General features: G+C 63.5%; 16 protein-coding genes. All 16 read right to left on the minus strand.

Translation table 11 applies throughout. The features are described from left to right. Window position 1: 1 nt before the first annotated feature. The 16 genes from BLW02_RS15225 to BLW02_RS19745 all read right to left on the minus strand — a co-directional run bounded on the left by BLW02_RS15225 (window position 2) and on the right by BLW02_RS19745 (window position 19741). The gene (locus BLW02_RS15225; RefSeq protein WP_092699943.1) at window positions 2-643 is read right to left on the minus strand and encodes an MlaC/ttg2D family ABC transporter substrate-binding protein; all 642 of its coding nucleotides are present in this window, start codon (window positions 641-643) and stop codon (window positions 2-4) included. A gap of 127 nt (window positions 644-770) precedes the next feature. Next, window positions 771-1556 carry an MlaA family lipoprotein gene (locus BLW02_RS15230; RefSeq protein ID WP_244273717.1) on the minus strand — a complete coding sequence of 262 codons (786 nt, stop codon included), beginning with the start codon at window positions 1554-1556 and terminating at the stop codon, window positions 771-773. Beyond that, window positions 1556-2044 carry an outer membrane lipid asymmetry maintenance protein MlaD gene (gene mlaD, locus BLW02_RS15235; RefSeq protein WP_092699947.1) on the minus strand — a complete coding sequence of 163 codons (489 nt, stop codon included), beginning with the start codon at window positions 2042-2044 and terminating at the stop codon, window positions 1556-1558. The genes BLW02_RS15230 and mlaD overlap by 1 nt, the downstream gene beginning before the upstream one ends. Before the next feature lie 33 nt (window positions 2045-2077). Beyond that, window positions 2078-2860, minus strand: coding sequence for a lipid asymmetry maintenance ABC transporter permease subunit MlaE (gene mlaE, locus BLW02_RS15240; RefSeq protein ID WP_092699949.1), 783 nt, complete (start codon window positions 2858-2860; stop codon window positions 2078-2080). Then, a complete protein-coding gene (locus BLW02_RS15245) occupies window positions 2857-3690 on the minus strand; it encodes an ABC transporter ATP-binding protein (RefSeq protein ID WP_092699951.1) in 834 nt (277 codons plus the stop codon). The genes mlaE and BLW02_RS15245 overlap by 4 nt, the downstream gene beginning before the upstream one ends. A gap of 296 nt (window positions 3691-3986) precedes the next feature. After that, window positions 3987-4769, minus strand: coding sequence for an amino acid ABC transporter ATP-binding protein (locus BLW02_RS15250; protein WP_092699953.1), 783 nt, complete (start codon window positions 4767-4769; stop codon window positions 3987-3989). Further along, entirely contained in the window at window positions 4750-5403 is a 654-nt protein-coding gene (locus BLW02_RS15255) for an amino acid ABC transporter permease (RefSeq protein ID WP_092699955.1), read from the minus strand. The genes BLW02_RS15250 and BLW02_RS15255 overlap by 20 nt, the downstream gene beginning before the upstream one ends. An 89-nt stretch (window positions 5404-5492) precedes the next feature. Continuing rightward, on the minus strand, window positions 5493-6287 hold the full coding sequence (locus BLW02_RS15260; RefSeq protein ID WP_092699957.1) for an amino acid ABC transporter substrate-binding protein: 795 nt from the start codon (window positions 6285-6287) through the stop codon (window positions 5493-5495). A 274-nt stretch (window positions 6288-6561) separates the two neighbouring features. Continuing rightward, a complete protein-coding gene (locus BLW02_RS15265) occupies window positions 6562-8040 on the minus strand; it encodes a glutamate synthase subunit beta (protein ID WP_092699959.1) in 1479 nt (492 codons plus the stop codon). 51 nt (window positions 8041-8091) lie between these two features. Then, window positions 8092-12825 carry a glutamate synthase-related protein gene (locus tag BLW02_RS15270; protein ID WP_092699961.1) on the minus strand — a complete coding sequence of 1578 codons (4734 nt, stop codon included), beginning with the start codon at window positions 12823-12825 and terminating at the stop codon, window positions 8092-8094. A 176-nt stretch (window positions 12826-13001) separates the two neighbouring features. Further along, window positions 13002-13706, minus strand: a complete 705-nt coding sequence (locus tag BLW02_RS15275) for a transposase (protein ID WP_092699963.1) — start codon at window positions 13704-13706, stop codon at window positions 13002-13004. A gap of 72 nt (window positions 13707-13778) precedes the next feature. After that, a complete protein-coding gene (locus BLW02_RS15280; RefSeq protein ID WP_092699965.1) occupies window positions 13779-14693 on the minus strand; it encodes a class I SAM-dependent methyltransferase in 915 nt (304 codons plus the stop codon). After that, the gene (locus BLW02_RS15285) at window positions 14690-15319 is read right to left on the minus strand and encodes a DUF1415 domain-containing protein (RefSeq protein WP_092699967.1); all 630 of its coding nucleotides are present in this window, start codon (window positions 15317-15319) and stop codon (window positions 14690-14692) included. Before BLW02_RS15285 ends, BLW02_RS15280 begins: the two co-directional genes overlap by 4 nt. 88 nt (window positions 15320-15407) lie before the next feature. Continuing rightward, window positions 15408-16577 carry a deoxyguanosinetriphosphate triphosphohydrolase gene (locus tag BLW02_RS15290; RefSeq protein WP_092699969.1) on the minus strand — a complete coding sequence of 390 codons (1170 nt, stop codon included), beginning with the start codon at window positions 16575-16577 and terminating at the stop codon, window positions 15408-15410. A gap of 57 nt (window positions 16578-16634) precedes the next feature. After that, on the minus strand, window positions 16635-17822 hold the full coding sequence (gene aroB, locus BLW02_RS15295; RefSeq protein ID WP_425285667.1) for a 3-dehydroquinate synthase: 1188 nt from the start codon (window positions 17820-17822) through the stop codon (window positions 16635-16637). Window positions 17823-17983: 161 nt separating this feature from the next. Then, window positions 17984-19741 (minus strand): Ig-like domain-containing protein, encoded by a 1758-nt coding sequence (locus BLW02_RS19745; RefSeq protein ID WP_139285391.1) that lies wholly within the window; start codon window positions 19739-19741, stop codon window positions 17984-17986. Window positions 19742-19881: the final 140 nt, after the last annotated feature.

A 19881-nucleotide genomic window follows, 5' to 3' on the forward strand; every position in this document is an offset into this window, starting at 1 on the left:
GTCAGCCCTTGGCGGCATTGTTCTTGTTGCGTGCGACCAGCGCCTCGATGAGGCCATCCACCCCGCGCGCATTGATCTCGGTGGCGAACTGGCCGCGGTAGGTTTCCACCAGCCACACGCCCAGCACGTTGAGGTTGTAGATTTTCCAGCCCGCACCGACACCCGGGGTTTTTTCCAGCCGATAGTCGAGCTGGATCGGATCACCACGGCCCGTGATCTCGGTGCGCACCAGCACATCCTTGTCATCGGCCGCAGCGCGCAGGGGCTTGATGGCAATGGTCTGGTCGTTCACCTGGGCCAGAGCGCCCGCATAGGTGCGCACCAGCAGCACCTTGAACTCTTCCTCCAGGCGCTTTTGCTGCTCGGGGCTGGCCTGGCGCCAGCCCGGACCCACGGCAGCCGCCGTCATGCGCCGGAAATTCACGTTGGGCATGATCACCTTGTCCACCAGGGCGATCACCTTGTTGATGTCGCCGGCCTGGATGGCCTTGTCGCCGCGAACGCTACCCATCACTTCGAGGGACAGGCGCTTGATCAACGCATCAGGTGCCTCATCGGCAGCGAAAGCCGCCCAGTGCATCCCCATGGAACTGGCCACCGCCAGTGTTGCGGCCATGCGGCCCAGGTTGCGTCGATTCATCATGTGGGTCTTCTCTCCATCGGGCGACGGTGTCGCCGGTCAATTCATTGTGACGGCACGCGGTGTACGCCATGCGTCGTTGTGTTGCGGGGTTGCAAGCAGTTGCAACCGCCCGCAACAACGCCCGCGCTCACTGGTCGGGTTCTGGCGGCAGCACACCGCCGCTGTCGTCGTTCCCGTCGGCTTCCTGGGCACCCGAGCGCAGAGCGCGCCTCTGCAGAAACACGTCCCGCGTGAAACTGTATTTGTCGAGCGCAGCACCTTCCAGCACGGCCCCGGCCCCCAGCAGGCTGGCCCGGGTATCCACCGCACGCAAGGCATACAGAGAATTGCGCGCAGCCACCGAATCCCACTGGCCGAGCAGGTTGCCCTGCATGTCCACGGGCAATGCCGCAGTGTCGCGCACCGTGGAGGGTCCCAGCAGCGGCAGCACCAGATAAGGCCCCGTGGGTACACCCCAGCGCCCCAGCGTGAGACCGAAGTCCTGCCGGTTGCGGTCCACTCCCATCTCCGTGGCGATATCGAGCAGCCCGCCCAGACCAAACACCGTGTTGACGTTGAAGCGCACCAGGCTGGACATCGCATCTTCGGGGTGCAACTGCAGGACGCTGTTCACAAACGACCAGACATCCCCCAGGTTGCCGAAAAAGTTGTTCACCCCCGTGCGCACGGGGGAGGGAACGACATCCTTGTAGGCCGTGGCCACGGGTTTCAGGACCGCTTCGTCCACGCTGTCGTTGAACCGGGTCATGCTGCGGTTGTAGGGCTCCAGCGGATCCCGGGGATGGGTGCCCGGCCCGCTGGCACATCCGGCCAGCAGCACAGCCCCCAGCACCAGGGCGCACCCGCGCAATGTAGCGCGGGCAAACCGGGGCTGTCCATCATGGCGAGCGAAGCCCGCAGTCGTCCACATCATCATTTTTTGCTACCTGCGCCCGACGGCTTGCCGCCCTCTTCCGCCTTGCTGTAAAGAAACTGTCCAATCAGGTTTTCCAGAACCACGGCCGACTGGGTGGCGGTGAGGCTGTCACCCGCCACCAGGTTGTTTTCGTCGGCACCTGCCTCGATACCGATGTATTGCTCACCCAGCAGGCCGCTGGTCAGGATCTTCAGGGAACTGTCCTTGGGGAAAGCATACTGCTTGTCCAGTTCCAGTGTCACACGCGCCTGGAAGGTCTTGTCGTCAAACGTGATCGACTCCACACGCCCGACCACCACGCCGGCACTGCGCACCGCCGCCTTGGGCTTGAGGCCGCCAATGTTGTCGAAACGCGCGGTCACGCGGTAGCCGGTCTGAAAGTTCAGGTGCAGCAGATTGGCCGACTGCAGCGCCAGAAACACCAGCGCGGCCGCCCCCAGCATCACAAACAGGCCTACCCAGAGATCGTTTTTGGATTGTTGCATCGTGCTTTCCTTGTCACGCCGGCTGCGCCCGCGTCAGATACTGAACATCATGGCCGTGAGGAGGAAGTCCAGCGCCAGCACCGCCAGCGAGGCCATCACCACGGTGCGCGTAGTGGCGCGCGAAACCCCTTCCGGCGTCGGCTTGGCCGTGTAGCCCTGCAGCAGCGCCACGAAGGTCACGGTAAAACCAAACACCAGGCTCTTGATGACGCTGTTGCCCAGGTCACTGAAAACATCCACGCCGCCCTGCATCTGGCTCCAGAATGCCCCGCCGTCCAGGCCGATCATGGGCACGGCCACGACCCAGCCGCCCACCACGCCTACGGCATTGAACACCAGCGACAGCAGGGGCATGGCGATGACACCCGCCCAGAAACGGGGCACCAGGATGCGGCGCACGGGGTCCACGGCCATCATTTCCATGGCGCTCAATTGCTCACCCGCGCGCATCAGGCCGATCTCGGCCGTGAGCGAGGTGCCAGCGCGCCCGGCAAACAGCAAGGCGGTGATGACCGGCCCCAGCTCGCGCAGCAGGCTCAGCGCCACCAGCTGGCCCAGCGCCTCGGTCGAACCAAAATCCTGCAGCGTGTAATAGCCCTGCAGCGCCATCACAAAGCCCACGAACAGGCCGGACACCGCAATGATGGCCAGCGAATAATTGCCCAGGAAATGCACCTGGTCGCGCACCAGTCCAGGGCGCTGCACGGCCGCCGGAACCTGGCGTATCAGCTGCCAGAACAGGCGCGCCGCCTGCCCCGCATCCGCCAGCTGGCTGCGCACGGCCAGGCCCACATCGGAAGGACGCCACCAACTCATGCCGACCTCCCTTGCACCGGACCAAAGTCGCTCGCCACCGTGGGCCCCGGGTAATGGAAGGGCACCGGGCCCGTGGGCAGCGCGTTGACAAACTGGTGCACCAGCGGATCGGTGCTGGCGCGCACTTCATCGGGGGTGCCCTGGGCCGCCACCACGCCGGCGCCCAGGATGACCACATGGTCGGCCAGGGCAAAGGTGGCTTCGAGGTCGTGCGACACGAGGATGGTGGTGAGCCCCATGGCATCATTGAGCTGCCGGATGAGTTGCGCGGCCGTGCCCAGCGAAATGGGGTCGAGCCCGGCAAAGGGCTCGTCGTACATGACCAGCTCGGGGTCCAGCGCAATCGCCCGGGCCAGGGCCACGCGCCGCGCCATGCCGCCCGAGATCTGGCTGGGCATCAGGTCGCGCGCACCGCGCAGGCCCACGGCATGGAGCTTCATGAGCACGATGTCGCGCACCAGCGCATCCGACAGATCGGTGTGCTCACGCAGCGGAAACGCCACGTTGTCGAACACATTCAGATCGGTGAACAGGGCGCCAAACTGAAACAGCATGCCCATGCGCCGGCGCGCCGCATACAGGCCCGCCGCATCCATGCGCCCCACATCCTGCTGATCGAACAGCACTTCGCCCCGCTGCGCCCGGTACTGGCCGCCGATGAGGCGCAGCACCGTCGTCTTGCCGCCCCCCGACGCACCCATGAGCGCCGTGACCTTGCCACGCGGAATCTTCAACGACAGGTCGCGCAGGATCACGCGCTCGCCGTACCCGAAGGTGACGTTGCGCAGTTCCGCCAGCGCGCTGGCAGCCGATGAATCGTTGGATGGCATGGTGCAGAACAAAAAACGCCGTCGAGGGCCGGGACCCTGACAGCAGGACCCGCATCATAGGGGAAACCCCTCGGTACTGCCCAGCCGATCGTTAAAACCTGTGGCATGCAAGTGACGCTTGCCTATGCTTGACGGTTATAAAAAATTCGTTGCACGCGCGCCCACCGTGGCCCACCTTGCGGTGCCTGGCGCGTGCTGTAGCGGGACAGGCCGGAGCAGAAAAACGAGCAAAAACCATAAAAACCATAGCTACTACCGCTTGCCAGGCAAGGAAAAATTCCCATTCCATCCCATAGTCACAGCATGTGCTGCAAAAACGCCCGCGCCCGCTCATGCCCTGGATCGGCAAAGAACTCCCCCGCCGCACGCGCTGCCACCAGCTCGCCCTGGTCCATGAAAGCCACCGTGTGGGCCACCTCGCGTGCAAAACCCATCTCGTGGGTGACCACCAGCATGGTCATGTGCTCCTCGGCCAGTTCGCGCATGGTGCGCAGCACCTCGCCGGTGAGCTCGGGGTCGAGCGCGGAGGTGGGTTCGTCGAACAGCATGATGTCGGGCTGCATGCACAGCGCGCGCGCAATGGCCACGCGCTGCTTTTGCCCGCCCGACAGGCGCGCGGGGTAGTTGTCGCGCTTCGGGGACAGGCCCACCTTGGCCAGCAGCGCCTCGGCGCGGGCTACTGCAGCGTCGCGCGCCAGGCCCTGCACCACCATCGGCGCCTCGATGAGGTTCTCCAGCACCGTGAGGTGCGGGAACAGGTTGAAGTGCTGGAACACCATGCCGGTCTTGGCGCAGATGCGGCGCAGTTCGGCGTCGGGCACATAGGTACAGCGGCCCTGGGCATCGGTGGTGGCGAGCGCCTCGCCTTCGATGGCGACATGGCCGCTGTCGATGGTTTCAAGGTGATTCAGGCAGCGCAAAAAGGTGCTCTTGCCCGAGCCCGAGGGGCCGATGATGGCCACCACCTCGCCGGGCGCTACCCGCAGCGACACGCCGCGCAGCACCTCGTTGTGGCCAAAGCGCTTGCGCACGTCGCGCGCCTCGATCATGGGCGCGGCGTCACTGGTCGTACTTGGCATAGCGTTTCTCCAGGCGCTGGAAACCCCAGGTAAGCAACAGGGTCATGAGCAGGTAAAAGGCCGCGGCCACGATGAAGGGCGTGGTGGTGAAGTCGCGCTGCACGATGCCGCGCGCGGCACGCAGCAGGTCGTTCAGGGCCAGCACGTAGATGAGGGACGTGTCCTTGACCAGGGTGATAGTCTCGTTGCTCATGGGCGGCAGAATGCTGCGCACCATCTGCGGCAGCACGATGCGGCGCATGGTCTGGCCGTAGTTCATGCCCAGCACCTTGCCGGCCTCGTACTGGCCCCGGTCCACCGACTGGATACCCGCACGGAAGATTTCGGCGAAGTAGGCTGCGTAGTTCAGCGCAAAAGCCGCCACGGCAGCCGGAAAGTCGGGCAGGCGCACCCCGATCACCGGCACGAAGGGCAGCGCAAAGTAGATGAACAGCATCTGCAGCATGAGCGGCGTGCCCCGCATGAGCCAGATGTAGCCATTCACCGCCGCCGACAACGGCTTGACATGCGACACCCGCGCCAGCGCCAGCAACAGCCCCAGCGGCACGGCCAGCGCCAGCGTGATCGCAAACAGTTTCAGGGTGACTGTGGCGCCCTGCGCCAGCGGCCCCAGGAGGGAGAGAACGTAGTCCATGCAATGACTTCCAGTCGCGTGAACGAAAAACACCGGCAGGCCGATGAAGGGCGCTGCCGGTGCGGGCCACGGGCCTGATGGCGGGGAGCTTACTTGATGATGTTCTTGCCGAACCACTGTTCGGCAATTTTCGCTGCAGCACCATCCTGCTTCATGTCGGTCAGGGCCTTGTCGAGCTTGCCGTGCAGCTCGGTGTCGTCCTTGCGCAGGCCCACGCCATATTCCTCGGTGCCGAAGTTGTCATCCAGCACGGCGTAGTCGCCCGGCTTCTTGGCCACGTAGTAGCGGCCCACCACCTCATCGACCACCACGGCTTGCAGGCGGCCGGTGCTCAGGTCCATCAGGGCGGTCACGTTGTCGCCGAAGGTCTTGAACTCCTTGAAGGACCGGAAGACGGCGTCTTCCTTCTTGATCGCATCGACGGCGCTGGAGCCTTCCTGCGCGCCCACCACCTTGCCCGCCAGATCGGCCTTGGACTTGATGGCGGAGTTGGCAGGCACCACGATGATCTGGTGGTTTTCCATGTAGGGCGCGGTGAACGCAATGTTCTGCTTGCGCTCTTCGGTGATGGTCAGGCCGTTCCACAGCGCGTCCACGCGCTTGCCCGACAGCTCGGCTTCCTTGGCGCTCCAGTCGATGGGCTTGAATTCGACTTCCAGGCCCAGGCGCTTGGCGGCCTCCCTGGCCATGTCGATGTCAAAACCGACCAGTTCGTTCTTCTCGTTGCGAAAACCCATGGGCGGGAAGTTGTCGTCCAGGCCGACGACGATCTTGGTGACAGCGGCTGGCGCCGGTGCGGCGGCGGGCGCGGCAGACTCCTGCTTGGAGCATCCCGCCAGTACGGCGCCCAGGGTCAGCAAAGCAACAGCAGCAATTTTCTTCATGGTGTGACGATTTTCAAAAAGAACAGACAGGACGGCAACGCCGGAGGGGGCATGCACCACCACTGGTGCAGTGTTTCACGCCCCGGGAAAACCCTGCATTCTCCCATCGATGCGGCCTGCCGGCACCCTGGCCACCATGCGCCACCCTGGGGATAACGAGCGAAGCATGGCACCAGCGCGCACTGGACAAGCGCCTCAAGCTATTAAAATTGTAGCAATACAAACACCAACGGCGCCCGCGGGCGCCGTTGGAAAGGCCGGTGCGGTTGCCCGCTCAGCGCGGCAGGTCGGAGTAGCCCATCAGGAACTCGTCCACCGCACGCGCCGCCTGGCGGCCTTCGCGGATCGCCCAGACCACCAGGCTCTGCCCGCGGCGGATATCGCCGGCGGCGAACACCTTGGGCACATTGGTGGCGTAGCCGCCGTCGAACTCCGTGGTGGCGCGGGCGTTGCCGCGCGCATCCTTGTCCACGCCAAAGGCATCGAGCACGGGCGCCACCGGGCTCACAAAACCCATGGCCAGCAGCACCAGGTCGGCCTGGTAGTGCTTTTCGGTACCTGCGATCTCGACCAGCTTGCCGTCCTTGAACTCGACCTGCACGGTGGTCAGGCCCTTGACCTTGCCCTTTTCACCCGTGAACTCCTTGGTGGAGATGGCGAACTCGCGCACGCAGCCCTCTTCGTGGCTAGAGCTGGTGCGCAGCTTGAGCGGCCAGTAGGGCCAGGTCAGAGGGCGGTTTTCCACCTCGGGGGGCTGGGGCATCACCTCAAACTGGGTCACGCTGGCCGCTCCGTGGCGGTTGCTGGTACCCACGCAGTCGCTGCCTGTATCGCCGCCACCGATCACGATGACATGCTTGCCCGTGGCCAGGATCTGGCCCTTGAGCTTGTCGCCCGCGTTGATTTTGTTCTGCTGGGGCAGGAACTCCATGGCAAAGTGGATGCCATCGAGCTCGCGACCCGGCACGGGCAAGTCGCGCGACTGCTCGGCGCCCCCCGTCAGCAGCACAGCATCGAACTCCTTGTTCAGCTGCTCGGGCGTGACGGTTTCCTTGGCCCAGTTGGTGACCTTGGAGTCCTTGCCCAGGCCGTCCTTGGCGGCGCCCACGAACACGCTGGTGCGGATGACCACACCTTCGGCTTCGAGCTGCTTGACGCGGCGGTCGATGTGCGACTTCTCCATCTTGAAGTCGGGGATGCCATAGCGCAGCAGGCCGCCCACACGGTCGTTCTTCTCGAACAGCGTGACGCTGTGGCCTGCGCGGGCCAGTTGCTGGGCAGCGGCCAAGCCTGCGGGGCCGGAACCCACCACCGCCACCTTCTTGCCCGTCTGGTGCTTGGCAGGGCGCGGTTGCACCCAGCCTTCGGCCCAGGCGCGGTCGATGATCGCGTGCTCGATGGACTTGATGCCCACGGCGTCGTCGTTCACGTTGAGCACGCAGGCGGCCTCGCAGGGCGCGGGGCAGATGCGGCCGGTGAACTCGGGGAAGTTGTTGGTGCTGTGCAGCACCTCGATCGCGCTCTTCCAGTCCGCGTGGTACACGAGGTCATTGAAGTCCGGAATGATGTTGTTCACCGGGCAGCCGTTGTTGCAGAACGGCGTGCCGCAGTCCATGCAGCGCGCACCCTGCAGCTTGGCCTGGCTCTCGTCGAGGCCGATGACGAATTCCTTGTAGTGCTTCAGGCGCTCGGGCACGGGCTTGTAGCCCTCTTCGATGCGCTCGTATTCCATGAAGCCGGTGGTCTTTCCCATGATGTCGGTGTCCTTGTCTATGAATGGTGTGCAAAGGGTTGCAATGCCGCCTTACTTGGCCGGGATCGCGTCCTTTTTGGTAGCTACTACCGCAGGCGTAGCTTGCTCTTCCATCACTTTTCGTTCATAAATTTCAGACAACGCGCGCTTGTACTCGGTCGGGAAAACCTTGACGAACTTGCTGCGCGATGCGGCCCAGTTGTCGAGCAGCTCGCGTGCGCGCTTGCTGCCCGTCCAGCGGTTGTGGTCTTCCAGCAGCTTCTTGAGCTGGGCTTCGTCCGTCTGGTCGTTGTGCCAGATGGAGCGCGGTACCGTGGCTTCCTGTTCGGCCGAGGGCAGGATGCGCTCCAGCGTGACCATGGACATGTTGCAACGGGTGTCGAACTGGCCGTCTTCGTCGTACACATAGGCGACGCCGCCGCTCATGCCGGCGGCGAAGTTGCGGCCGGTCTTGCCGAGCACCACCACGGTGCCGCCCGTCATGTACTCGCAACCATGGTCGCCCGTGCCTTCCACCACGGTGGTGGCGCCGGACAGGCGCACGGCAAAGCGCTCGCCTGCCACGCCGCTGAAGAAGGACTCCCCCGCGGTGGCACCGTACATCACCGTGTTGCCCACGATGGTGTTGCGCACCGTGTCGCCGCGGAAGTCGATGCTGGGACGCACGATGACGCGGCCGCCCGACAGGCCCTTGCCCGTGTAGTCGTTGGCGTCGCCGATCAGGTACAGCGTGATGCCACGCGTGAGGAAGGCGCCGAACGACTGGCCGCCCGTGCCTTCGAGCTGGATGCGGATGGTGTCGTCGGGCAGGCCTTCGGGGTGCACGCGGGTCACCGCGCCCGAGAGCATGGCGCCCACGGAGCGGTTCACGTTGCGCGCCACTTCGATGAACTGCACGCGCTCGCCCTTTTCGATGGCAGGCTGGCTGCGCTCGATGAGCTTGCGGTCCAGCGTGTGCCCGATGTTGTGGTCTTGCACATCCACATGGAAGCGCGGCACGTCGGCGGGCACGTTGGGCTGCGCGAACAGGCGGCCAAAGTCCAGGCCACGGGCCTTCCAGTGTTCCAGGCCCTGGCGCATGTCGAGCAGGTCGGTACGGCCGATCAGGTCGTCGAACTTGCGGATGCCCAGCTGGGCCATGATCTGGCGCACTTCTTCGGCAATGAAGAAGAAGTAGTTCACCACATGCTCGGGCTTGCCCGAGAACTTCTTGCGCAGCGCTGGGTCCTGCGTGGCCACGCCCACGGGGCAGGTGTTGAGGTGGCATTTGCGCATCATGATGCAGCCCTCGACCACCAGCGGGGCCGTGGCAAAGCCGAACTCGTCGGCGCCCAGCAGCGCGCCGATGGCGACGTCGCGGCCGGTCTTCATCTGGCCGTCGGCCTGCACGCGGATGCGGCCACGCAGGCGGTTCAGCACCAGGGTCTGCTGGGTCTCGGCCAGGCCGATTTCCCACGGACCGCCCGCGTGCTTGATGGACGACCAGGGCGATGCACCCGTGCCGCCGTCATGGCCGGCGATCACCACGTGGTCGCTCTTGCACTTGGCCACGCCTGCGGCGATAGTGCCCACGCCCACTTCGGACACCAGCTTGACGCTGATGCCGGCATGCGGCGCCACGTTCTTCAGATCGTGGATCAGCTGGGCCAGGTCTTCGATGGAGTAGATGTCGTGGTGCGGCGGGGGCGAGATCAGGCCCACGCCCGGCACGCTATGGCGCAGCTTGCCGATGTAGTTGGACACCTTGCCGCCGGGCAGCTGGCCGCCTTCGCCGGGCTTGGCGCCCTGGGCCATCTTGATCTGGATCTGGTCGGCCGACGACAGGTATTCCGCCGTCACACCGAAGCGACCCGAGGCCACCTGCTTGATGCGGCTGCGCAGCGAGTCGCCGTCCTGCAAAGGCAGATCGACCTCGACGTTCTCGGCGCCGATCACGCTCTTCAAGGTATCGCCCTTCTTGATCGGGATGCCCTTGAGTTCATTGCGGTAGCGCGCAGCGTCCTCACCGCCTTCGCCCGTGTTGCTCTTGCCGCCGATGCGGTTCATGGCCACGGCCAGGGTGGCATGCGCCTCGGTGGAGATGGAGCCCAGCGACATGGCGCCGGTGGCAAAGCGCTTGACGATTTCCTTGGCGGGCTCGACTTCGTCGATCGGGATCGCCTTGGAGGGGTCGATCTTGAACTCGAACAGGCCGCGCAGCGTCATGTGGCGCTTGCTCTGGTCGTTGATGATCTGGGCGTATTCCTTGTACGTGTTCCAGTTGTTGGCGCGGGTGCTGTGCTGCAGCTTGGCAATCGCGTCGGGGCTCCACATGTGCTCTTCACCCCGGGCGCGCCAGGCGTATTCGCCGCCCGCGTCCAGCATGGTTTCGAGCACGGGGTCGTCACCAAAGGCCGCCTTATGCATGCGGATGGCTTCTTCGGCGATCTCGAACACGCCGATGCCTTCCACGCGGCTGGCGGTGCCGGTGAAATACTTGCCCACGGTGTCCGTGTTCAGGCCGATGGCCTCGAACAACTGGGCGCCGCAGTAGCTCATGTAGGTGCTCACGCCCATCTTGGACATGATCTTGGACAGGCCCTTGCCGATGGCCTTGACGTAGTTGTAGATGGCCTTGTCGGCCGACAGGTCGCCGCCCAGGCCCTTGTGCATCTCGGCCAGGGTTTCCATGGCGAGATAGGGATGCACGGCCTCGGCGCCGTAGCCGGCCAGCACGGCGAAGTGGTGCACTTCGCGGGCGGTACCCGTTTCGACCACCAGGCCGGCCGTGGTGCGCAGGCCCGCGCCCACCAGGTGCTGGTGGATGGCCGACAGCGCCAGCAGCGCGGGGATGGCCACCTGCGTGGCGCTCACGGCGCGGTCGCTGATGATGAGGATGTTGGCGCCGCCCTTGATGGCGTCCACCGCCTGCGCGCACAGCGAGGCCAGCTTGGCCTCGACGCCTTCACGACCCCAGCTCAGCGGGTAGGTGATATCGATGGTGGCGCTCTTGAACTTGCCGTTCGTGTGGCGCTCGATGTCGCGCAGCTTGGCCATGCCGGCAAAGTCGAGCACGGGCTGGCTCACTTCGAGCCGCATCGGCGGGTTGACCTGGTTGATGTCCAGCAGGTTGGGCTTGGGACCGATGAAGCTGTTGAGCGACATCACGATGGCCTCGCGGATCGGGTCGATCGGCGGGTTGGTCACCTGGGCGAACAGCTGCTTGAAGTAGTTGTACAGCGGCTTGTTCTTGCCCGAGAGCACGGCCAGCGGGCTGTCGTTGCCCATGGAGCCAATGCCCTCCTCGCCGTTCTTGGCCATGGGCGCCATCAGGAACTTGATGTCTTCCTGCGTGTAGCCGAAGGCCTGCTGGCGGTCCAGCAGCGGCAGGTCAGCCACTTGTGGCGCGGAGGCCCCGGCACCGGCTTCGATGCTGTCGAGCTTGATGCGCAGGTTCTCGATCCACTGCTTGTAGGGCTTGGTGTTGACGACGTTGGCTTTCAGCTCATCGTCATCGATCATGCGGCCCTGCTCCAGGTCGATCAGGAACATCTTGCCGGGCTGCAGGCGCCACTTGCGCACGATCTTGTTCTCGGGGATGGGCAGCACGCCAGATTCCGAACCCATGATGACCAGGTCGTCATCGGTGATGCAGTAGCGCGAGGGACGCAGGCCGTTGCGGTCCAGCGTGGCGCCGATCTGGCGGCCGTCGGTGAACACGATGGAGGCCGGGCCGTCCCAGGGCTCCAGCATGGCGGCGTGGTACTCATAGAAGGCGCGGCGGCGCTCGTCCATGGTGGTGTGCTGCTCCCAGGGTTCGGGGATCATCATCATCACGGCCTGGCTGATGGGGTAGCCGGCCATGGTGAGCAGTTCGAGGCAGTTGTCGAACGTGGCGGTGTCGGACTGGTCGGCAAAGCTGATGGGGTAGAGCTTTTGCAGGTCGGCCGCCAGCACGGGCGAGGCCATCACGCCTTCGCGCGCCTTCATCCAGTTGTAGTTGCCCTTGACGGTGTTGATTTCACCGTTGTGCGCCACGTAGCGGTAGGGATGGGCCAAAGGCCACTCGGGGAAGGTGTTGGTGGAGAAACGCTGGTGCACCAGGCCGATGGCCGAGATGCAACGCTCGTCCGACAGGTCCTTGTAATACACACCCACCTGGTCGGCCAGCAGCAGGCCCTTGTAGACCACGGTGCGGCTGGACATGGATGGAACGTAGTATTCCTTGCTGTGCTTGAGCTTGAGCGCCTGGATGTTGGCGCTGGCCGTCTTGCGGATCACGTACAGCTTGCGCTCCAGCGCGTCCTGCACGATCACATCGTTGCCTCGGCCGATGAAGACCTGGCGCAGGATGGGCTCCTTCTTGCGCACGGTGGGCGACATGGGCATGTCCACATTCACCGGCACATCGCGCCAGCCCAGCAGCACCTGGCCTTCGGCCTTGATGGCGCGCTCCATCTCCTGCTCGCAAGCCAGGCGGGAAGCGTGTTCCTTGGGCAGGAAGATCATGCCGACACCGTACTCACCCGCCGCTGGCAGGGTCACGCCCTGCTTGGCCATTTCTTCGCGGTAGAGCGCGTCGGGGATCTGGATCAGGATGCCTGCGCCATCACCCATCAGCGGGTCGGCACCCACCGCGCCACGGTGGTCGATATTTTCCAGGATCTTCAGGGCCTGCGTCACGATGTCGTGGCGCTTGATGCCCTTGATGTGGGCCACAAAACCGAGGCCGCAGGCGTCGTGTTCGTTGCCCGATGAATACAAACCGTGTTGTTGCAGATGCTGGATCTCGGCAGCCGTGGTCATGGCGCACTCCTCAAGTTTTTCGCAGGGACCGCAAGATTAGTGCATTGCAACATATTCAGGCAAGCACAATATTTGGGGTCAGACTCCAATTAAACCCAACGGAAATGGAAACAAATTAAATAAGGGACACATTCAATTTGATAGCGTTTTACACTGATGCATCAAGCACTGGAGACTTAATTGGCTGGTAACTTTCCGGCCAGTTTGGGCCGCCCTGGCCTGGTTTTCGTAACTCTGCGGAGAGATTTTTTTTGCAGCTCCACCACGAAATCTGCATCGCCCAGCGCCCATCCACGCAGCGCCGCATCGGTCAGCGCCGCCTGCTCGCCGCTGCCAACCCCCGCCTGCACCAGCGCGGCGTAAGCTGCCTCGCGTGCAAACGGCGTGTTGCCCAGCGCCCAGTACAAGGCATGCGGCGTGACCAGTTTGTCGATGCGTTGCCCCAGGCAATGGGCATGGCTGGACCAGGGCCAGGCGCCCGGCTGCGCCACCATGCCGGCGCGCACCGGGTTCAGGTCGATATAGACCATGCAGGCCAGCAGATAGCGCTCGCTCTCGATCAGGGTGGAGCGGTAGCGTCCCTCCCACAGCGTGCCGCTGCGGCCATGGCGCTGATTGAAATAGCGCACATAACTGCGCCCCACGGCCTGCATCATCAGCGGCAGCGCCTCGGCCGTGGCCGGCGTGGCCAGCAGGTGAAAGTGGTTGTCCATCAGCACATAGGCGTGAATGGCCACGGCAAACTTCTGCGCGTTCTCGGCCAGCAGCGCCAGCATGGTCTCGAAGTCCTGCCGGTCCACAAAAATCACCTGGCGGTTGTTGCCGCGCTGGATGATGTGGTGCGGATAGCCCGCAAGCGTGAGACGGGGCAAACGGGCCATGGCGGGCTCCTGACAATGACGGAGCCGGAATCTTAATGGGAGTCTGACCCCCATTAAAGAGGGGTGCTCGGATCAGCCCTGCGGCACGGCGATGCCATCCGCTGGCAACCCGAACCGCGCGCCCATCGCCTGCTCCAGGCCGAACTCCCGCAGGATGGCGCGCAGCCGCTCCTGCGCGCTGCGCTTTTTCTGGCCGGTATAACGCGCGATGATCAGCTCGTTTTTCATGCTGTGCTCCCAGCCCACCAGTTCGGTCACCGTGACCTGGTAGCCGCAGGCTTCCAGGTGCAGGCAGCGCAGCACATTCGTCACCTGGCTGCCCAGCTCGCGCGTGTGCAGCGGGTGGCGCCACAGCTCGGCCAGCGGCGTGCGCGCCAGTTGCAGCGCCTTGCCCTGGCGCAGACAGGCCGCCATTTCAGCCTGGCAGCAGGGCACGATGACCATGGCACGCGCCTGCTTTTGCAGGCCGAAGGCAATGGCATCGTCGGTGGCAGTATCACAGGCGTGCAGCGCGGTCACCACGTCGATGCGTTCGGGCAGCTCCGCCGCGCCGGTGGATGCGGCCACCGAGAGATTCAGGAAGGACATGCGCCCGAACCCCAGCCGCTCGGCCAGCGCACGCGATTTCTCGACCAGCTCGGCACGCCACTCGATGCCATAGATGTGGCCGCGCCCCAGTGCCTTGAAATACAGGTCGTACAGGATGAAGCCCAGATACGACTTGCCCGCGCCATGGTCGGCCAACGTGGGGCTGCGCCCGCCCTCCGACAGCTCCTGCAGCAAGGGCTCGATGAAGTTGAACAGGTGGTACACCTGCTTGAGCTTGCGCCGTGAATCCTGGTTCAAGCGCCCTTCGCGCGTGAGGATGTGCAGTTCCTTCAGCAGCTCAACGGACTGGCCCGGGCGCAGCTCGGACAGCTCAGCGCTGGCCGCAGGGGCATTCTTGCCGGTCGCGTTGACGGCGGCCTTGTGGTGCGCGGCCTTCATGCCAGGTCCTTGGGCGTTGGCGATGCGGCAGCCGTCGTACTCATACTTGCCCCCACCTCCAGTGCCTGCCAGCCCGTCATGCCCAGCTGCTCCAGCACTTCCATGTTGCGCTCATAGATGGCCTCCGCTTCGGGGTAGGCCTGCACCGCCCGGTCAATGCTGTCTTCGCGCAGCAGGTGCAAGGTGGGATACGGCGCGCGGTTGGTGCAGTTGGTGACATCGTCCGCGTCCGTTCCGGCAAACTGGAACTGGGGATGAAAGCTGGCAATCTGCAGGGTTCCATCGAGATCCAACTCTTGGAGAACAGCTTCGGCCACGTCGAGGAAATCGTTGAATTCCAGAAAATCCTGCAGGCAGCCTGGCGCCATCAGCAAGGTGGTGTCGCGCACCTCCGCGGGGGTTGTGGCCAGATCGGCCAGCTCGCGCCGCAAGTCCTGCGCCAGCGCTGCGGTATCGGTGGCGGCGCTCACCACATAGTGAACCTGCCCCTTGGCATGCACGCCCTTGGCAAAGGGGCACAGATTGAGCCCGATCACCGCCCGCTCCAGCCAGCGCACCATGTCTGCCGTCACGAGGTCGGCCCGTTCTGAGGGCGCGGAGGGCGACGCAGGGGCGGCAAGGTTCATGGCAGGTGGATTCGAAAGGCGACAACAAGGGAGTGCCATTTTACCGGCCCGCTGCCACGGCATCTGCAGCGGACGCGCTCCCGGCACCTCAGCCCAGCAAGCGCAGGCCGGTAAGGCGCTCGTGCTCACGCGCTGCAAAGCGGTCGGTCATGCCGGCGATGAAATCGGCCACCGCCCGGGCACGCACCGAAGGTTCGCCCTCCATGGCCTGCCGGGTAAAGCGGGGTTTCATCTCGCCGGGCTCGGACACGTAAGCCGCAAACAACCCGGTCACCACACGCTGCGCGCGCCCGGTGGTCTCCACCACCTGCGGATGGCGGTAGAGGTTCTTGAACAGAAAGCGCTTCAGCTCCGAGGACTGTGCCCGCATGGGGGCGCTGAAGCCCACCAGCGCTGGGGCCCGGCGCACATCGGCCACACTGCGTGGCGCGGCATCGGCCAGCGCTGCACGGGTGGCATCAATCACGTCGTACACCTGCGCACTGAGCATGCGCCGGATGGTTTCATACAGCAGGCGCCGCTCCATCGCAGCACCCACCAGGTGCGGGTGCTCGGCTTCAGCCACCCGGCGGTAACGGTCAAACAGCTCCACCTCGGCCAATTGCGCCAGCGTGATCAGACCCGAACGCACACCGTCGTCGATGTCGTGCGCGTTGTAGGCAATTTCATCGGCCAGATTGCACAGTTGCGCCTCCAGGCTGGGCTGTTCCTTGCGCAGAAATCGTCCGCCCACCCCACCCGGTTCAGCGGCCTCCAGCCGCAGCGCATTGGCCTGCGAGCAATGCTTGAGCACACCCTCCCGCGTCTCGAAGCTGAGATTGATGCCGTCGTAGTCGGGATAGCGCTCTTCCAGCTGGTCCACCACCCGCAGACTCTGCAGGTTGTGCTCGAACCCGCCATGGGCCTGCATGCAGCCGTTGAGTGCGTCCTGCCCGGCGTGCCCGAAAGGGGTATGGCCCAGATCGTGGGCCAGCGAAATGGCCTCCACCAGATCTTCGTTGATGCACAAGGACCGCGCAATCGAGCGCCCCAGCTGGGCCACCTCCAGCGAATGCGTGAGCCGCGTGCGAAACAGATCGCCCTCGTGGTTCAGAAAAACCTGGGTTTTGTACACCAGCCGACGGAACGCCGACGAGTGCACGATACGGTCGCGGTCGCGCTGGTAGTCGGTGCGCGTGGGCGCCGGCGCTTCTGCGTGCCTGCGTCCACGGGTGTGCGCGGGATCGCAGGCATAGTGTGCCAAGCCTTGACCGAGCATCAAACAGGCCGCAAGTGGAGGATATTCACTGGCATGCAGGCGCCATTGCCATCGCAATCAAGCACAGCACGCGTCAATCACCTCGCGCACCAGCGCATCGGGCGCGGCGCGCACGCAAGCCTGGCCCGGCCCGTCGATTAGCACGAAACGGATTTCGCCCGCCTCGGATTTCTTGTCCACGCGCATCAGCTCCAGGTAGCGGCCGGCATTGTCCCCCGCATCCAGCACCGGCCCGCGCAGGGGTAACCCAGCACGCTGCACCAGCGCTTTCAAGCGTGCCGCAAACGCGTCGTCCACCAGGCCCAACCGGCGCGACAGCTCGGCCGCCATCACCATGCCGGCACCCACACCCTCGCCATGCAACCATGCGCCGTAGCCCATGCCCGCCTCGATGGCGTGGCCAAAGGTGTGGCCAAAGTTCAAAATGGCACGCAGCCCGGCCTCGCGCTCGTCCTGCCCCACCACCCAGGCCTTGATCTCGCAACTGCGCCGCACCGCATGCGCCAGCGCCGTACGGTCGCGGGCCAGCAGTGCCTCCATGTTTTCTTCCAGCCAGGCCATGAAGTCCATGTCGGCAATCGGCCCGTACTTGATGACTTCGGCCAGGCCAGCGCTGAGCTCGCGCGGCGGCAGGGTATCGAGCGTGGCCAGGTCGCACACCACCAACTGCGGCTGGTAGAACGCGCCGATCATGTTCTTGCCCAGCGGATGGTTGATGGCCGTCTTGCCCCCCACCGAAGAATCGACCTGTGCCAGCAACGTGGTGGGCACCTGTACGAAGGGCACACCGCGCATGTAGCTGGCGGCGGCAAAGCCCGTCATGTCGCCGACAACACCGCCGCCCAGGGCGAACAGCACGGTCTTGCGGTCGCAACCATGCTGCAGCAGGGCATCAAAAATCAGGTTCAGGGTCTGCCAGTTTTTGTGCTCCTCGCCATCGGGCAGCACCACCAGGTGCACTTGCGCGTACTTCGGCGCCAGCGCGGCGCGCAAGGCATCGCTGTACAACGGAGCTACGGTGGTGTTGGTGACGATGAGGGCGGCAGCAGCGCTGGGTAGCGCGGCGTAGGTGGCAGGCGTGGCCAGCAGGCCGGCGCCTATCGCGATGGGGTAGCTGCGCTTTCCAAGGTTGATCGAAACATCGGGTGAAAACCGAACATCAGCAGACGGCGCTGAGTCTGCTGCATTTCTATCCGGCACGCGCAAAAAATCGGAGAGCGGCCGCTGCTCCGCATCACCAGTCAATGAAAGAGGAAGGAGTGTCATCATGGACACAAGTCTACCGAGTTGTCCCCTTCAGAGAGACGTAATCCCACTGTTCCGCTAGTCGTGAGCCCAAACAAACCAAGACCGCCGTCTCAACATGAACTGTGCAGTGACAGATCATGTCGGAGACTAGCACCCACTTAGTTAAGGGTCACGGGAATGGAAGTTACCAATCCGCCCGGCGAAGTAACTTTCACGTTGATCTGCTGGCCAGCCGCGCAACCCTTCAGCGTAATGGCCACATTGGTTTTCAGATCTTCGTCGGGGTTCCCTGGCTTGGAGCCAACATTGACTACCGGCGATCCGCTGATGTCTCCCACAGTGCAGCCGTCTGCCACAGGTATAGCAGTAATCGTAGTACCCACGGGCATGGGCAGCAACTTGTTGTCAATACTGCCCAGCTTGAAACTGATCACCGTCGGACTCCGGACTAAATCGGTCGAGATATCCGGAGATGATGACGCGAACAGGATTACAGCCGTTTGACGCACCGTAGTGCTGAGACCTTCATTGCAAGTGTTAAGCAGCGAAGCAAATTCGCCACCCACACCCGGACACGCAATGCTGCCACCGCGCGACACGACGAATTCACCTGCATCAAAAGCATTATTTTCGTTATCGTCCCGGTATGCATCGCCTAACTGTTTCAACACGTCACCCGCATCGAAAATGTTATTGGCGTTGATGTCGTCGTAATCCTTGGTACCTGCCAGATACGCCATCACCGAAGCACGCCCGCCTGGTGGTCGGGGATTCTGGGTTACAAAATCTACCGAGCAAGAAGATATCTTGTTAACAGTGGCGGTTGCACAACTGTTTGCAACTTGGCCACCTTCAGCGGTGAAGTTGACCACGGTTCCGTCAGCAACTGCATTGCCCTGACGATCCGCAATACGCACAGTTAGGCGTGTGGGCGTACCGTCCACCTTCCACCCTTCAATGTTGAAGCTGCTTACCGACAAACTCATGAATCGCTGCGATGGTGGGCCAGAAGCAATCGTCAGGTTTTGTGACTCAGCAAAGACAGAAGGAGCGGATACCAATGCGGCCCTGACCTTGACGGGGCCGGGAATCGTTCCCGAGAACACAGAAACAGATGCTTGACCCGACTGGTCAGTGGTAGCGGTGACGTTCGACGTAGAACCAGACGCATTGAGCCCCACACCACCTGGATTCTCTTGAATACTGAAAGCAACGTTTACCCCAGAGAGCGGCGTGCCGGATGCAGCGAACACCTTGAAGGTCACAACTGCCTGCTCAGCAGCGCCAGAACCGGCCACGAAGATTTGACTGGGAGTAGCCGAGACAAACGTGACTGCGTTGGCTACGGGGGCAGCGACAATAATCGTGGTAGATCGCGTAGCAGCTCCAGCACTTGCCGCAGACAAACTGATATTGCCACTGCAAAGCGAACCATCAGGGTTCACAGACGTGTATGTCGCGGAAGCTACGCCGCTACCGTTGGTTGTGACACTGACACCACCTGCAGAAGCGTCGGATCCATTGATTCGCCCGCAGGACACAGAAAATGCCACGTTGACAGGAGTGCCTGTTAAAGGAGCATCATTCACTAGTGCAGTAACCGAAAGAGCAGTGTTCCCGCCGGAAGGAAGATTTGGCGTGGTGACTGCAATAGGTGACAAGGTCAGACCCGCTGCAGCGACCGCGAAATCCACACTCCCTGTTCCGGAGACTGTCACTCCCGACGTCGTGACTTCAGCTACCGCAGTCAGCGTAGCCGCACCAGAGGCCGTGAACGACGCGACGCTCACAGGAACTAGCGCCACACCGGAAGAGTCGGTCAACGCCGTGGTTTGAGGCAATGATGCGATAGCACTGTTGTTGATGCTGAAAGTCACCACGCGGTTCGCTACGGCTGCGCCCGATGCATCCTTCACCGTTGCTCTTGCCTGATAAGCACCACCAACCGCGATGCTCGTTACTGGGCGGATTCAAAAGTGAAGTGCAACACCCTGGGTTTCAATGAACGAGGGTGGAGTGCTGCGGGCTGTTGATCAGCAACTCGCGGTATACGGCC

The sequence above is a fragment of the Acidovorax soli genome (genome assembly GCF_900107605.1).
GTDB lineage: Bacteria > Pseudomonadota > Gammaproteobacteria > Burkholderiales > Burkholderiaceae_C > Acidovorax > Acidovorax soli.